Origin of the sequence: Streptomyces sp. TN58 (genome assembly GCF_001941845.1) — a bacterium.
Lineage (GTDB): Bacteria > Actinomycetota > Actinomycetes > Streptomycetales > Streptomycetaceae > Streptomyces.
Genome location: NZ_CP018870.1, coordinates 1,429,288 through 1,443,350, shown reverse-complemented (window position 1 = coordinate 1,443,350; position 14,063 = coordinate 1,429,288). Strand labels below are relative to the sequence as shown.

The 14,063-nt window shown below is 75.2% G+C and carries 13 protein-coding genes and 2 tRNA genes; 9 read left to right on the top strand and 6 right to left on the bottom strand.

What is annotated here, in order from left to right; all coding sequences use genetic code 11:
* Positions 1-99 precede the first annotated feature (99 nt).
* From BSL84_RS06565 to BSL84_RS06555, 3 genes are all read left to right on the top strand, one after another.
* On the top strand, positions 100-1,182 hold the full coding sequence (locus BSL84_RS06565; RefSeq protein WP_159393507.1) for a chorismate-binding protein: 1,083 nt from the start codon (positions 100-102) through the stop codon (positions 1,180-1,182).
* Complete coding sequence (locus BSL84_RS06560; protein ID WP_030037350.1) at positions 1,179-2,006, top strand: aminotransferase class IV; 828 nt, start codon at positions 1,179-1,181, stop codon at positions 2,004-2,006. The genes BSL84_RS06565 and BSL84_RS06560 overlap by 4 nt, the downstream gene beginning before the upstream one ends.
* 106 nt (positions 2,007-2,112) lie before the next feature.
* Positions 2,113-2,955: a GNAT family N-acetyltransferase gene (locus BSL84_RS06555; RefSeq protein ID WP_075969994.1), complete on the top strand. Its 843-nt coding sequence runs from the start codon at positions 2,113-2,115 to the stop codon at positions 2,953-2,955.
* A 228-nt stretch (positions 2,956-3,183) separates the two neighbouring features.
* On the opposite strand, the gene BSL84_RS06550 is transcribed toward BSL84_RS06555, so the two are convergent.
* Entirely contained in the window at positions 3,184-3,678 is a 495-nt protein-coding gene (locus BSL84_RS06550; RefSeq protein ID WP_045324224.1) for a DsbA family protein, read from the bottom strand.
* Positions 3,679-3,883: 205 nt separating this feature from the next.
* Between BSL84_RS06550 and BSL84_RS06545 the strand changes: the two genes are divergently transcribed.
* The gene (locus BSL84_RS06545; protein WP_045324225.1) at positions 3,884-4,312 is read left to right on the top strand and encodes a hypothetical protein; all 429 of its coding nucleotides are present in this window, start codon (positions 3,884-3,886) and stop codon (positions 4,310-4,312) included.
* A gap of 516 nt (positions 4,313-4,828) precedes the next feature.
* Here the strand turns inward: BSL84_RS06545 and BSL84_RS06535 are convergent.
* The gene (locus BSL84_RS06535) at positions 4,829-5,449 is read right to left on the bottom strand and encodes a CGNR zinc finger domain-containing protein (RefSeq protein WP_030037354.1); all 621 of its coding nucleotides are present in this window, start codon (positions 5,447-5,449) and stop codon (positions 4,829-4,831) included.
* Positions 5,450-5,648: 199 nt separating this feature from the next.
* The gene (locus BSL84_RS06530) at positions 5,649-6,062 is read right to left on the bottom strand and encodes an SsgA family sporulation/cell division regulator (RefSeq protein WP_030011909.1); all 414 of its coding nucleotides are present in this window, start codon (positions 6,060-6,062) and stop codon (positions 5,649-5,651) included.
* 176 nt (positions 6,063-6,238) lie between these two features.
* Between BSL84_RS06530 and BSL84_RS06525 the strand changes: the two genes are divergently transcribed.
* Both BSL84_RS06525 and BSL84_RS06520 read left to right on the top strand, forming a co-directional pair.
* Positions 6,239-6,751, top strand: coding sequence for a TIGR02611 family protein (locus tag BSL84_RS06525; RefSeq protein ID WP_075969993.1), 513 nt, complete (start codon positions 6,239-6,241; stop codon positions 6,749-6,751).
* A 46-nt stretch (positions 6,752-6,797) separates the two neighbouring features.
* A tRNA-Val gene (locus BSL84_RS06520) sits at positions 6,798-6,869 on the top strand.
* Between the two features lie 79 nt (positions 6,870-6,948).
* On the opposite strand, the gene BSL84_RS06515 is transcribed toward BSL84_RS06520, so the two are convergent.
* The gene (locus BSL84_RS06515; RefSeq protein ID WP_075969992.1) at positions 6,949-9,294 is read right to left on the bottom strand and encodes an SCO7613 C-terminal domain-containing membrane protein; all 2,346 of its coding nucleotides are present in this window, start codon (positions 9,292-9,294) and stop codon (positions 6,949-6,951) included.
* 138 nt (positions 9,295-9,432) lie between these two features.
* Between BSL84_RS06515 and BSL84_RS06510 the strand changes: the two genes are divergently transcribed.
* Positions 9,433-9,504, top strand: a tRNA-Val gene (locus BSL84_RS06510).
* A 64-nt stretch (positions 9,505-9,568) separates the two neighbouring features.
* Here the strand turns inward: BSL84_RS06510 and BSL84_RS06505 are convergent.
* Positions 9,569-10,294, bottom strand: coding sequence for a 3'-5' exonuclease (locus tag BSL84_RS06505; RefSeq protein ID WP_030032063.1), 726 nt, complete (start codon positions 10,292-10,294; stop codon positions 9,569-9,571).
* A gap of 220 nt (positions 10,295-10,514) precedes the next feature.
* Between BSL84_RS06505 and BSL84_RS06500 the strand changes: the two genes are divergently transcribed.
* Together BSL84_RS06500 and BSL84_RS06495 are read left to right on the top strand one after the other, a co-directional pair.
* On the top strand, positions 10,515-11,129 hold the full coding sequence (locus BSL84_RS06500) for a DUF4365 domain-containing protein (protein ID WP_075969991.1): 615 nt from the start codon (positions 10,515-10,517) through the stop codon (positions 11,127-11,129).
* Entirely contained in the window at positions 11,129-12,370 is a 1,242-nt protein-coding gene (locus BSL84_RS06495) for a hypothetical protein (RefSeq protein ID WP_045324229.1), read from the top strand. The genes BSL84_RS06500 and BSL84_RS06495 overlap by 1 nt, the downstream gene beginning before the upstream one ends.
* Here BSL84_RS06495 and BSL84_RS06490 read toward each other — a convergent pair.
* Positions 12,309-12,827 carry a GNAT family N-acetyltransferase gene (locus BSL84_RS06490; RefSeq protein WP_045324230.1) on the bottom strand — a complete coding sequence of 173 codons (519 nt, stop codon included), beginning with the start codon at positions 12,825-12,827 and terminating at the stop codon, positions 12,309-12,311. The two genes, BSL84_RS06495 and BSL84_RS06490, sit on opposite strands and share 62 nt — an antisense overlap.
* Between the last annotated feature and the right edge of the window lie 1,236 nt (positions 12,828-14,063).

Sequence of the window (14,063 nt, the reverse complement as noted above, 5' to 3'; positions counted from 1 at the left end):
AAAAACGCGTTTCCGCAGCGTGCTGCCGCTCGATCACCACAGGTCACCCGGCCGTCACCGCACCGGCGCCGTCGCGTCGCCGGTCATAGACTCGCAGCCGTGCACGACCTGCCCCCCATGGCCCGCTTCGCCGGCCTCCTCGCGACCGACCTGCGGGATGTCACCAGTGACCCCGCCGCCCTCGACTCCACCGGCTTCTGGGCGGTGGCCGCCGACTTCGAAGGGCGCCTCGTCTGCGCGCGTTTCGGGGACGTGCGCCCCGACCCCGTACCCGCGCCCGTACCCGGTGCCTGGCGCGGTCCTGACGCCGACCGGTGGACCACGTCCCTCGACCGCGCGGCGTACACCGCCGGGGTACGCCGCATCCGCGAGCACATCGAGGCCGGCGAGGTCTACCAGGCCAACCTGTGCCGCGTGATGTCCGCGCCGCTGCCCGACCCGGACCGCGCCGATGTCGACGCCCTCACCTCGCTCCTGGCCCGAGGCAACCCCGCACCCTTCGCAGGAACGATTCGCCTCGCCGCGTACGGCGTGGAGATCGCCACCGCCTCACCCGAGCTGTTCCTGCGCCGCGACGGCCGCCGGGTCGAGTCCGGACCCATCAAGGGCACCGGCCGCACCGCCGAAGACCTCCTCCCCAAGGACCACGCCGAGAACGTGATGATCGTGGACCTCGTACGCAACGACCTCGGCCGGGTCTGTGCCACGGGCTCCGTGACCGTTCCCGAGCTGTGCGCGATCGAGGAGCACCCCGGCCTCGTACACCTGGTCTCCACCGTCAGCGGCGAACTCGCCGACGGCGCCGGCTGGCCCGAACTCCTCGACGCGACCTTCCCGCCCGGATCCGTCACGGGCGCGCCCAAGTCCTCCGCCCTGCGGATCATCGAGGCCCTGGAGACGGCCCCGCGCGGCCCGTACTGCGGAGGCGTCGGCTGGGTCGACGCCGACCGCGGCGCCGGCGAGCTGGCCGTCGGCATCCGCACCTTCTGGATCGACCGGCAGACCCCCGGCGGCCCCCGCCTGCACTTCGGCACCGGGGCCGGCATCACCTGGGGCTCCGACCCCGACCGCGAGTGGGCGGAGACCGAGCTCAAGGCCGCCCGCCTGCTGAGGGTCGCGGCGGGCCGGGAGGCCGGCGCGCACCACGGGGCGAACGGCACCACCGGAAGGACAGCACCATGAGAATCTGGCTCGACGGAGCCCTGAGGGACGTCGACGACGCGACGGTGTCCGTCCTCGACCACGGGCTCACCGTGGGCGACGGCGTGTTCGAGACGCTCAAGGCCGTCCGCGGCCGGCCCTTCGCGCTCACCCGCCACCTCCTACGGCTGACCCGCTCGGCCCGGGGCCTGGGCCTGCCCGACCCCGACCTCGACGAGGTGCGCCGCGCCTGCGCCGCCGTCCTGGAGGCCGAACCGGTCGACCACGGGCGGCTGCGCATCACCTACACCGGGGGCGTCGCCCCGCTCGGCTCCGACCGGGGCGACGCCGAGACCACACTGATCGCCGCCGTCGCCGCGTCCCCGCGCCGCCCCGACACCACCGCCGCCGTCACCGTGCCCTGGGTCCGCAACGAGCGCTCCGCCGTCGCCGGCCTGAAGACCACCTCGTACGCGGAGAACGTCGTCGCGCTCGCCGCCGCGCACCGCGCGGGCGCCTCGGAGGCGCTGATGGCCAACACCGTCGGCCGGCTGTGCGAGGGGACCGGCTCCAACGTGTTCGTCGTACTCGACGGGGAACTGCACACCCCGCCCCTGGAATCCGGCTGCCTCGCCGGGATCACCAGGGCCCTCATCACCGAGTGGACCGGCGCCAAGGAGACCGACCTGCCCTTCGAGGTGCTCGCGGAGGCCGAGGAGGTCTTCGTGACGTCCTCGCTGCGCGACGCCCAGGCGGTCGTCCGCCTCGACGGCCGCGCCCTCGGAAGCGGAGCCGGGCCCGGGCCCGTCACGGCCGAGGTCATGCGGATCTTCGAGGCGGGATCCGGCGCGGACCTCGACCCGTGAGCGGAGGTCCGCGCCCCTTCCGCGCACACGTCCGCCCGCACTCGCGCCCACACCGGTCCGCACGCACCGGTGACGTGGAGGCGCGGGGCAGGTAGAACTCCAAGTGATGACCACCACCCTGCGGCCCGCGCAGCCGCTCCAGCGCAACAGTGACGGCACCCGGCAGCGGACCTACGAGGTCCGGGTCAACAGCCGTCGGGTCGGCACGCTCGAACTGGCCACCCGGTCCGCCGCCCAGCCCTCCGTCGGTGTGATCCGCGGACTGTGGATCGAGGAGGCAGACCGCCGACGGGGGCGCGGCACGGTGGCCGCGCTCGCCGCCGAGGAGGTGCTGCGCTCCTGGCGCTGCACCGGCATCGCGGTGTCGGTACCCGCCGACGCCGCACCGGCCCTGCGGATGGCCGCGGCCCTGGGATACCGGGAGACCGGCCGGATCATGGCCAAGGAACTCCCGGCGCTGCCGCCCGCCCTCCCGGCGGGCGGCGTCGGCCGGCCGATGACCCGGGCCGAGTTCGACGCCTGGCTGGAGCCGGGCATCGTGGAGTACGGCCGCCGGCTCGTCGCCCCCGGTATGACCGAGGAGCAGGGCGTGGCCGCCTCCCGCGCCGAACACGCCAGGATGCTGCCCGACGGCCCGGACACCCCCGGCGCGGACTTCCTCCTGCTGGAGACCCCGGCGGGGGAGGCCCTGGGCAGCGTGTGGATCGGAGAGTGCGAGCTGCCCGGCCTCGGCGCCGTCCCGTACGTGTACGACGTCAAGGTCACGCCCGAACACCGCGGGCGGGGCCACGGGCGGACCCTCATGCTCCTCGCCGAGCGCACCGTCCTGGCCGCCGGAGGCAGCCGGCTGGGCCTGCACGTGGTCGAGGGCAACACCCCGGCCCGGCGGCTCTACGAGTCGCTCGGGTACCGGGACATCGCGGTGAACGCCTCGAAGGCGCTGATCTAGTGCCGCGACCCGGCAACCCTTTCCGGTCGCAGCACCAGGGCGTGTTGCGAAAGTGGCGTCGTCCGCCCGCAGGGCGGTGCTCGCGGTGTCTGGTGCGGTGCCTCGCAAGGCGGAGGGTCGCCCGCGTACCGGTCGTACGCGGGTGATCCCGACAACGCGGCGAGGTGCCGTGCCAGGCGCCGCGAGCCAGACGAGACTTTCGCGGCACGCCCTGGGCGGCGGAGCGGGTCAGGAGGCCAGCAGGCGGTCGGCGATCTCCTCGATGCGGGCGAGCAGCCCCTCCTGGCTCTTGCCGCCGTCGAGGCGCTCGCCGCCGATCACGTAGGTGGGGGTGCCGCTCACGCCGATCGCCTTCCCCTCGGCCTGGTCGGCGTCGACGATCAGGATGTGCCGTCCGTCGATCAGGGCGGTGTCGAACTCCTCGACGTCCAGTCCCAGGCCCCGGGCCACGTCCAGCAGCACCGGCTCGCCCTTCTCGGCGAGCTCCGCGGTACGGGCCAGCAGGGCCTCCGCGTAGGGCCAGCCCTGCCCCTGCTCGGCGGCCTCCTCGGCCGCCTGCGCGGCGGCGAACGCGTGCTTGTGCTTCTCCAGCGGGAAGTGGCGCAGCCGGATGTCCAGCCGGTCGCCGTAGCGGGCCCGCAGGGCGCGGACGTCGTCCAGGGCGCGGTGGCAGTCCGGGCACTGCAGTTCGCACCAGACGTCGAGGATCACGGAATCGGTCATGCGAACAGTCTCCCAGCCCCCGCCCGCCCCACCGACCGGCACCCGCGAGGGACCCCCGGGCGGCACCCGGGTCGGCAGGACATCCCCTACTTTTCCCGGAGATCGGCCGGCGGGGGGCCCAGCGCCTGGCCGTGGCGGCGGCGGGCGGTGCACGATGGACGGACGGGGACGCAACGCCCCGCCGCCGAGAGTCCGGAGGGACCGCATGCTTGCCGAGACCATCTGTTCCGCGGTGTCCGCGGCGGGCCTGGGCCTCGCCGCGGTGACGGCCTACCGCAGGCGGTTCCTGGCCGCGGCGCGGATCACCGCGTACGCCCTGGTGCCCATCGGACTCGTGATGACGGGTGTCGTGGAGTGGCTGACCGGCATCGTCTTCAATCCGACCGTGTGGATCGGATTCGGGCTGCTGGGGCTGGCCTGGCTGATCCTCGTCACCACCCGTGCCGTGGAGCGCCGCGGCGCGGCCGGAGCGGGAGCCGGGGCCGGGAAGCCCGCGAGGAAGGCGAAGGCCGGACCGTCGCCGGAGACCGTCGCCCCGGCCGCCTCCAAGCCCTCCCTGGGCCCCGCCCCGGCCCAGGCCCCCGCGGACGACTTCTCCGACATCGAGGCCATCCTCAAGAAGCACGGGATCTGACCCACGCCGACGCCGCAGCTCGTCAGCGCTTCTTCTTCGTCCGCCTCCGCTGGCGACGGCTCCACTCACCCCGGTGCAGCTGGCAGCGGGAGTAGCCGATCATCGCCGGGTTCCCACACGGCTTGCCGGTACTGGTCTGGGTCGAACCGCACTTGACCTGATAACCCACGGATCCCCTCCAAGTTCCTCGGTTCCTGTCTGCGACCGACGGTGGCCGAGCTTTCAGGCGGCCGCCAGGGCGCACGCGAGGGGCTTGCGGTGCAGGGGGCGGCGTGAAGCACGCCGAGGGGGGTCGGGGGGCGGAGAGGGCGGTGCGACCACAAGATCGAGCGAACTGCCGCGCGGGTGTTGGCGTGTTGGGGGTGGCGGGGTGGCGGGCTGGGCCATCATCGCCCCGACATGTTCGAGACATCGCAGAGTGACCCCGCGGTGCCCGTCGCGGTACCCGCCGACCCTGTCGCCGACGAGCCGCGGGGCTGTCTGTTCGCGCTTTCCCAGCCGCCCCTGATGATCTTCCTAGCGGTGATCGGCATTCTGCTGCTGCTGGCCGCCGTGCACGATCTCTTCCTGCTCTGACGGCCCCGCGTCGGCCTCCTTGCGGCGGGCCCGGTACGCGGCCACGTGCAGCCGGTTCCCGCAGGTCCGGCTGTCGCAGTAGCGCCGGGAGCGGTTGCGTGACAGGTCGACGAAGGCGCGCCGGCAGTCGGGGGCCTCGCAGCGGCGCAGCCGCTCCTCCTCCCCGGAGACCACGATGAAGGCCAGCGCCATGCCGCCGTCGGCCGCGAGGTGGTCGCCGACCGAGGCGCCCGGGGCGAAGTAGTGGACGTGCCAGTCGTAGCCGTCGTGGTCGGTCAGCTGCGGGGTGGTGCCCGCGGTCGCCACGAGTTCGTTGATCAGCACCGACGCGGCGCGGGCGGTCGGCGCCGCGAAGACCTGGGCGAACTTCGAGCGTACGGTCCGCACGCCCGCCAGGTCGCGGGCCCCGAGCTCGCCGACGTCGCTGATCGAGTACTCCTGGACGAAGTCGCGCAGCGCGCCGACGTCCGAGAGTCCGTCGGGCTGGTCCGGTTCGGCCGCGGTGTTCACCAGCGCGACGACGACGTCGAGCGCGCGACGGGTGTCGTGTGGGATCTGCACGGTGTCTCCCTCGGGGGCCGGGCCTGCGGCGACGGGCGCGCCGCTGATGCCGCCCGACAATAGCCGGTCCCCGTGCAGCACACAGGCGCCGTCCTCGCGGGTGGCTTCCGCGGGAACAGCGCCGGGCGCAGGCGTATGTGGTTGTCCGCTCCGCACCGTCGCCCCGAGTCGGACGGTGCCGAGCGGCTGTGGGCCTGGTTCAGCTTTCGGCCAGGATGTGGGAGAGCTCCTTGTCGAGGTCGAAGTGCCGGTGTTCGGTCCCGGGTGGAACCGCGGCGTCCGTCCGCTTGAGGAACGACTCCAGGGCTCGGGCGGGTGCTTCGAGAAGCGCTTCTCCCTCCGGTGAGCTCAGGGCGATGCAGACGACGCCCTGACCGTGACTGCGGGAGGGCCAGACGCGGACGTCGCCGGTACCGGTGGGCCGGTGCAGGCCCTCGGCGAGGAGGTCGCGGGCGAACACCCATTCGACCGTCTCCTCGGCGCCGGTGTGGAAGGTGGCGTGCACGGCGTAGGGGTCGGCCGTGTCATACCGCAGGCCCGCGGGAACAGGCAGTGAGGACTCGCTCGACACAACGAGGCGCAGGTGCAGCTCGCAGCTGACCGTGGTGTTCATAAGCGCCAGGGCCTTTCGCTCAGTGTGCGCTCGGGGATTCGCACGTCGGCGAAATCGACATGCCACCTACGGTGGCGTTGTAAACCCCTCTGACCGTTTTGCGGACCTCTGGGTCCCTCGGACGGCGGATCCAAACCACCGTTCCCGTGTGCTTCGAGCTCGGGTAGATTCGACCTATGAATACGGGGAGTGACCGCGGAACGAACGAGTCCGCTACCGGCGCCACCGCCACCGGATCCAGCACGGAATCCGCCGCGGCGAGCACCGCACAGGGCGACGCGCAGACCACGGGCGACGCGCAGACCACGGACGAGGCGCTGCACGTCTCGAAGGCGCCCGCCTTCATCAAGGCCCGCAGGACCCTGCACCTCAGCTGGCAGGTCGGCGTCTTCGTCGTCGGGCTCGCGGTGATCGCCGCCGGCGTCGCCATGCTCGTCCTGCCCGGCCCCGGCTGGGTCGCGATCTTCGCGGGCCTGGCGATCTGGGCCACCGAGTTCGCCTGGGCCCACCTCGTGCTGCGCTGGACCAAGCGCAAGGTCACCGAGGCGGCCCAGAAGGCGCTCGACCCGAAGGTGCGCCGCCGCAACCTCATCCTGACCACCACGGGCCTCGTCGTCGCGGGCGCCCTGATCGGCTTCTACCTGTGGAAGTACGGGCTCGTCCTGCCCTGGGACCTCAAGGACCAGTGATGGTCAAAGAGCACCGCTGACATGGGGTAATGTTTGCGGTGCGTCCGGGCGATTAGCTCAGTGGGAGAGCACTTCGTTCACACCGAAGGGGTCACTGGTTCGAACCCAGTATCGCCCACCCGGACCAGAGGCCCGGAGACTTTCACCGTCTCCGGGCCTCTGGCGTTCCCGCCCCCGCGCGGCCGACCGCAGCGGCCCTACCGCAGCCGGCCGATCGCGGCCCGCAGCCTGCGTGCGTCCCGCAGCCGCTTCTCGTACGTCGCCCCCACCGCCAGCAGCAGCACGCCCGCCAGGGCCGGCGGCACCCACCTCGGCAGCGCCCCCGCGACCTGCACCACGTACGGCGCCAGCTCGTGCACCGCCACCGCCGCCAGCACCGCGCCGCCCAGCAGGAGCGGGGCCTGCAGCCGGTACCGGGCGCCCGCCAGGGTCACCGCCAGCGCGGCCGCCCCCAGCACCAGCGGGCGCACCCAGCCCGTGTCGGCCCAGGCCGCCACCAGGCTCGGCAGCAGCGTCGCCGCCAGCCCCGGCCCGTACGCCGTCCAGGACGAGGCCTGTGCGTCCCGGCGCCGCCGCAGGAAGCCCACCGCCAGGGCGGGCACGGTCACCGGCAGCGTGTACGCCTCCGGGGCCGTCACGCCGGCCTCCGCCAGCCGCACCCAGGCCGCCGCCGCGAACAGCGCGCCCGCCGCCCAGCCCAGCACCCGCCGCTCCGGCCGCACCGCGGCCCCCGCGCAGACCACCCCGGACAGTGCGAGAGTCAGCGCCAGCGTCCCCGGCCGCCCCGCGGACAGGGCCAGGGCCAGCACTCCCGACACCGCCGCCGTCACCTCGGCCGGCAGCCGTACGGCGCCCAGCCGCGGCCCGAGCACCGCCACCGCCGCCGGCACCGCGAGGACCGGCAGCGCCCACCAGACCACCGCCAGGTCGGACACCGCGGCCACGGCCACCAGCAGCCCCGTCGCGTAACCGACCGCGCACACGGCCGCCCCCGACCGCAGCCACCGCGCGGCGGGCCCGTACGCCGCCCCCGCCGCGCAGCCCGCGCCCAGCAGCCCCCAGACCGCGAAGGTCGCCGCGCGGCCGTCCAGCGCGCCCACGGACACGTTCACGGCCCCCGCCAGCGCACACCCGGCCGCGGCGACACCGGCCGCCCGCCCGCCCGAGCGCAGGGCCAGGACCCCCGCCGCACCCGTCACCGCGAGCTGCACCGCGAACACCGCCGCCACCGGCAGCCCCAGCAGCAGCGGCGCCGAGAACAGGGCCGCCCAACCCGGCACCACCGCCGCCACCCCCGGCTCCGGACGCGACGACACCCGCGACAGCCACCAGGCCGCCCCCGCCGCCAGCAGCAGCGCGACCGCGGCCGCCGCCCCCGGCCCGTACGGATCCGCCGCCGGAGTGGTCGCCGCCCACACCTCCTCCAGCACGCGCAGCCGACCCACAAGCACCGGCGCCACCGCCGCGCCCGCCGCCAGCGCGCCGAGCGCGCCGACCACCACCCCGGCCCCGGCCACCCCGCGCCGCACGGCCCCCGGCAGCGCGGGCACCCGTACCGCCGCCAGCAGCGGCAGGCCCACCAGCAGGTGCGCCACCACCGCCCAGCCCGCGGCGAGCTCCGGACGGGCCACGCCGGCCACGGCCACGACCCCCGCCACACCGCCCACCAGAGCCGCGGGCCACACCCGCGGCTCCCGCCAGGCCGCCACCGTGCCCAGGACCGCGACCGCCAGCAGCAGCGCCGCCGGGGGCAGGGCCCGCGCCGCCGACTCCGCCGACCACGACTGGACCACCCCGAGGAGCAGCGCCGCCGAACCCAGCAGCGCCGCCGGGACCGCGGCCGCCCGGACCCGCAGCGCCAGCGCCGCGTCCAGCGCCGCCGTCACCAGCAGCGCCCAGCCCAGCCCCAGCGGGCCCGCCTGCAAGGCCACCGCCGCCAGCGGCAGCGCCAGCTGCGCCGCGACCACCGCCGCCGGCAGCGGGAGGCGCAACGTGCGCAGCGCCGACCCGTAACCGGCCCACACCGCCGCCAGCACCGCGGCCGCGCCCGCCGTGTACCCGGTGCCGTCCGCGTCCGGCATGCCGACCGCGTACAGCGCGTACGCGTCCAGCACCGTCAGCAGCAGCCCCACGGCGGCCACCGACTCCGCCGTAGACCGCAGCCCGCGGCGCAGCAGCAACGCGGGAGCGGCCAGCGCCGCCGCCGTCACCACGGCCAGCACCGCCGAGCGCCCGGCGATCCCCATCGAGCCCCAGCTGACCAGAGTGAACGCCAGCGCCGCCACGGCCAGCAGCACCGCGCCCAGGGTGAGCAGCACGTTCTGCGCGCTCGGGGCCGAAGCCTCCTTCGCGGGACCGGCCGCCCAGGCGGCGGGCGGACCGGACACGGCGGGGCCCCAGCCGGCCGGCACGGCGCCCGGCTGCCGCAGCAGCCGCAGCAGCCAGTCCCGGCGGGTCAGCAAGTACAGGCGCCGGGCATCGAGTTGAGCCAGCTCGCGGTCGATGAGCGCCAGCTCTTCGGCCGGCGGCAGAGGGGATTCCATATGCGGAGTGTGGCGCCCGTCACCGACCGGGACATGGGCGGGGGTACTCAAGTACGTACTGAGTACCCCGGCGCGGTGCCCGGCCGGGGAAGCGGTTTGAACCAGCCCCGAGGCTTCTGTATTGTTCAGTGCGTTCCCGGGCGATTAGCTCAGCGGGAGAGCACTTCGTTCACACCGAAGGGGTCACTGGTTCGATCCCAGTATCGCCCACCGGGAGAGGCCGGTCCGTCCACGACGGACCGGCCTTCCGCATGTTCCGGCCCCTGCCGCCCGCCTACGCCGCCGCCGAAAGGTCCGGCCGCAGCGGCCAGTGCGGGTCCACCACCTCCGGGGTCCCCTGCCGCGCGAACCACGCCTGCAGGCCGCGCGCCTGCGCCGCGTGCCAGACCGCCTGCAGCGTGTGCAGTTCGGCCGGCGTCAGCCGCTCCAGCCGCGAGGCGAACCGGCGGCCCACCGCCCGTACGAGCTCCAGCGAGGCCATCGCGTCCGCCGCCGCGTCGTGCGCGCCCTCCAGCTCGATCCCGTAGTGCGCGCACAGGTCCGTCAGCGTCCGGCGGCCCTTGCGGTACCGGTCCAGGTGCTTGTCCAGCACCCGGGGGTCCAGCACCGTCAGCGGCCGGTTGTCCAGGTACCGCGACAGCGACGACGCCCGGTGCCGGCGCAACTCCCGGTCCAGCAGCGTCAGGTCGAACGGCGCGTTCATCACCACCACCGGCCGGCCCGCGATCTGCTGCTCCCCGAGCGCGCGGGCTATCTCCTCCACCACCGGCGCCGGCCAGCGCCCGTGGCGCTGCAGGTGCTCGTCGGTGAGTCCGTGCACTTCCGTCGCGCCCGCGGGCACCGGAACGCCGGGATTGACCAGCCAGCGCGTCGTGCGGACCCGGCCGCCCGCACACTCCTGCACGATGAGCGCGGCGGACACGATCCGGTCCTGCTCCACGTCCACCCCGGTGGTCTCCGTGTCGAATGCGGCCAGCGGGCCCTCATACCAGCGGTTCATGGCGAACTCCTCGTCCCCGGTCGGCAGTTGGGGTGCAGCCGGGCGCCGCCGCCTCGGAACGTGCCGCCCCTGCCCGAATCGGTGATACCCGGGCAGTTTGTTCCGTACGCCGTTTGCCGCGACCCGCGTGCGGAGACAACATCCTTGGGGGACCGCGCGCATGACCGGTCGTCACCCACCCATCACCCGAAGCAGAGCCGGAAGGCACGGGGAGCCGGCCATGGCGCTCGCACAGCCCGAACCGGGCGGGGTGCTGGCGGGGCGGATCGAACCGCGGACCGGCACCGGTACAGGTGCACCGGACGGCACGCGGTCCGTACCGCTGCGCGGCACACTCGCCACCACCGCCTGCATGGAGACCCTCCAGGTGGGATACCTGCACGCCGTCGCCGCCGCGGCCGGCTGCTCGCTGTCCCAGCCCTTCCCGGACAACGGCGTGGACTGGCACGTCAGTCACGGCGCCCGCGAACACGTCGTCGACGACGAGGTCACCGTCAAGGTGCAGTTGAAGGCGACCTACCAGGTACCGCCCCGGCCGCCCGGCCCCACCTTCGCCTTCACCCTCGACAACGAGCACCTGGTGAAGCTGGCCCGCACCCCGGTCGCCGTCCACAAGATCCTCGTCGTGATGCTCGTCCCGCGGGAGCGCGACCAGTGGCTCGCCGCCGGACACGACCGGCTCGACCTGCGCCACTGCTGCTACTGGACCAACCTCGCCGGACACCCCGTGACCGGCCGGCGCCGGACCACCGTACGGATAGCGACCGCGCGGATCTTCGACGACCGGGCGCTGTGCGAGATCATGACCCGGGTCGGGTCGGGAGGGACACCCTGATGCACCGGCACCCGTCCAACCTCGAACCACTGCCGCCCCCGGACGGCGGCGGCCGTCCCGGGCACCTCCCCGGTCTCCCGCACGCCGCCGCGCCCGATCCCGCGCAGATCGACCCCGCCGTGCTCGGCGCGCTGCTGCACCGGCACGGCTGGCTGCGCCGGGGCGGTCCCGCCGGCCGGTACGGGCGCTGGACACCGCCCGGACACGACACCACCAGCCTGCTCGTCCCAGAGAACCGCTCCTTCCCCGACTGCACCGACCTCCTGGAGGAGGCGCTGACCGCGCTCACGCGCAGCACGCTCCCGTCCGCGCGGGAGGTCGTCTACGGGCTGAGCGTGCCCAGCGACGAGATCCGCTGGGAGCGGGAGGTGCCGCCCGGCGCCCACGGGCTGGAGGGGGAAGCCGCCTGGACCGCGCAGGAGCAACTGCGCTCCGCCGCCCGGCAGCTGCTGCTCGCCGGCGCGCTCGCCGCGCGCGCGAAGGCCGGCTACCACGGCGCCCGCCACCGGGCCCGGGCCGAACGGGACCTGGACACGGTCCTGGTGGGGCCGCAGCCGGGCGGACGGCACCTGAGCGCCTACGTGCCGGTGGACGGCGGGCGGGGCCTCGTGACGCGGCTGCACCACGCCCTGCACGCGGCCCGCGAGGCCGCCGACTACCAGCGGGCCACCGGCGGCATGGAGGCCTTCGACGCCGCCGTGGCGGCGGGGGTCAGCCGGGAGCTCGCCGAGGCGCTGATCGCGCTGGTCCGGGGCTCGGAGGGCGCCCGGATCGGGCTGGCCTGGGCGCCGGCGGCCGGGGTGCCGGCGGGCTGCGCCGCCCGGCCCGAGCCGGTGGAGTTCTCCCCGGGCGACCTGCCGGTCCTGCGGGAGGCCGCGGCGCGCTACACCCGCGACGAGAAGGCCGTACCGGTCCGCCTCGCGGGGGCGGTGGTCCGGATGCGCCGCTCGGCCCCGGGCGGCGGGGGCACGGTCCGGCTGAGGGTCCTCGCCGGGGCGGAGGTCCCGTACGTACGGGCCGCGCTCGGCGAGGAGGCGTACCGGGTCGCGGGCCACGCACACCTGGTGGGCCTGCCGATCCGGATCAGCGGACGGCTGCAGCGCCGGGGCGGCTTCCGCAGGCTCACCGACGCCACCGGCGTGAGCCCCGTCCCGCTCGACGAGGTCGAGCGGGACCGCCTCATGAAGTCGCTGGACGCGTCGCCCTTCGATCCGGCGGACGTACTGCCGTCGGACGACTGAAGGACGCCATGGCCAGTCCCGGGACGGGGGAGAAGTCCGCGCCCCGGGCGAAGCCGAAGCCCTCGTAGAGGCGGACGGCGGGGGCGTTGGCGGCGCCCGTGGTGACGTGGACGGGACGGCCGGGGAACAGCTCCGCCAGGGCGTGGCGCAGCAGGAGGGACGCGACACCGCGGCGGAAGAAGGCCGGGGCCACGCAGAGCCGGTCGATGCCGATGGCGCCGTCGGGCGCCTCCTCCCAGGCGAGGAACCCGGCCAGCTCGCCGCCCTCGGCGACGGCTCCGACCCAGCGCAGGTCCTGCGCACGCATCTCGGCGAGGCCCTCGCGCAACGCGGGGATCCCGTCGAAGCCGATGATCTCCGCCTCGACGGCGTACGCGGCCCGGCCGATCCGGTGCACGGCGGCGGCGGTGGCGTCGTCGGCGAGGTCGAGCGGGCGTATGTGGTGCGGACTCGGCATACAGGTCCCTCCGGGGGCTGAGGCGGCTCCCCAAGCTACCGAAGTCCCTCCCGGGCGGGGGTGGGTGGGGCCGGGCCGCTCCTGCGGGTGCTGCCGGGCTTCGGCTGGGGGTCCGCTTCTGCCGGGTCGGCCGGGACTCCGGACGCGGGGCCCTTTCGCGCCGGGGCGCGGCGGGGGCTTCGGATGCGGGGGTCCGCTTCCGCGGGGGCTGCCGGGTTTCGGACGCGGGGCCCTTCCGCCGGGGCGCGGCGGCGGTTGTGGGGTGGGGCGGGGTTGGGATGCGGGGGTCCGCTTCCGCGGGGGGCTTCGGATGGGGCCCCTTCCCGCGTAGGCGTGGGGGGCTTCGGGTGGGGCGGTGCCCCTCCGGGGCGTCTCCTCGGCTCGCGAACCCTGAGCCGGGGTGGTCATGGGCTCGGCGGTGGGTTCGCTCGACCTGCGGGGACGCCCCGGCGTGTCCCCACCCCACGGCCGGTCTTCCTGCCGGGCCCCCGCCGTGGACTGGGTGGGGTGGGGGCACACCGGGATCTCCCCGCAGGCCGAGCGAACCCACCACTGGGCAGCGGGCCGGTCCGGCTCAGGGTTCGCGAGCCGAGGAGAGGTCCCGGGGGGACCCCGCCCCACGCCCGCCTGCGGCTGCCTGGCCCGGGCGTGCTCCGCCCGCGCTCGGTGGTCGGTGCCTTTCCGGGACTCCTCCTCGCCCCGCCCACCCTCGGCCGGACCGCTCGCGCGGCATGCGTGGCCCGGGCGCGGTGGTCCGGCGCTCGGCTTCGCCCGAAGCGCGCACCCTGGGCTGGGCCAGCCGTTCGCTCGGCCTGCGGGGACGCCCCGGCGTCCCCGTCCCACGGGTCGGCACCGATGCGGGCCCAGGGCGGTGGTCCGCCGCTGGGCTTCGCCCTGTCCGAGGGGAGGTGCAGGGGCGCCCCGTCACCCCCCCCGTGGGTTGGCGTCACCGATGAGCGGGTTCCGGGGCCAAGGGGGGCGTCAAAGTCCCGTCTGGGTGGCGGGGTCCGGCACGCACGCTCGCCGCGTCGTCGTCGGTCGCCGACGCCCGCGTCGACTTCCTCCTGCGCTTTGCGAGCGCAGGCACCGGACCCCGCCACCCCCGCCCCCACGGGCGGCCGACGCCACTTCGACGGCACCCCCCTGGTGGCCGCGGGGGCCGGGGTGCCCGGGCGGAACCCGGGGCGGGGGCGCGGGCTCGGGAGGAACCGTTTAGCGGCGCAGCCACTCCGCTCG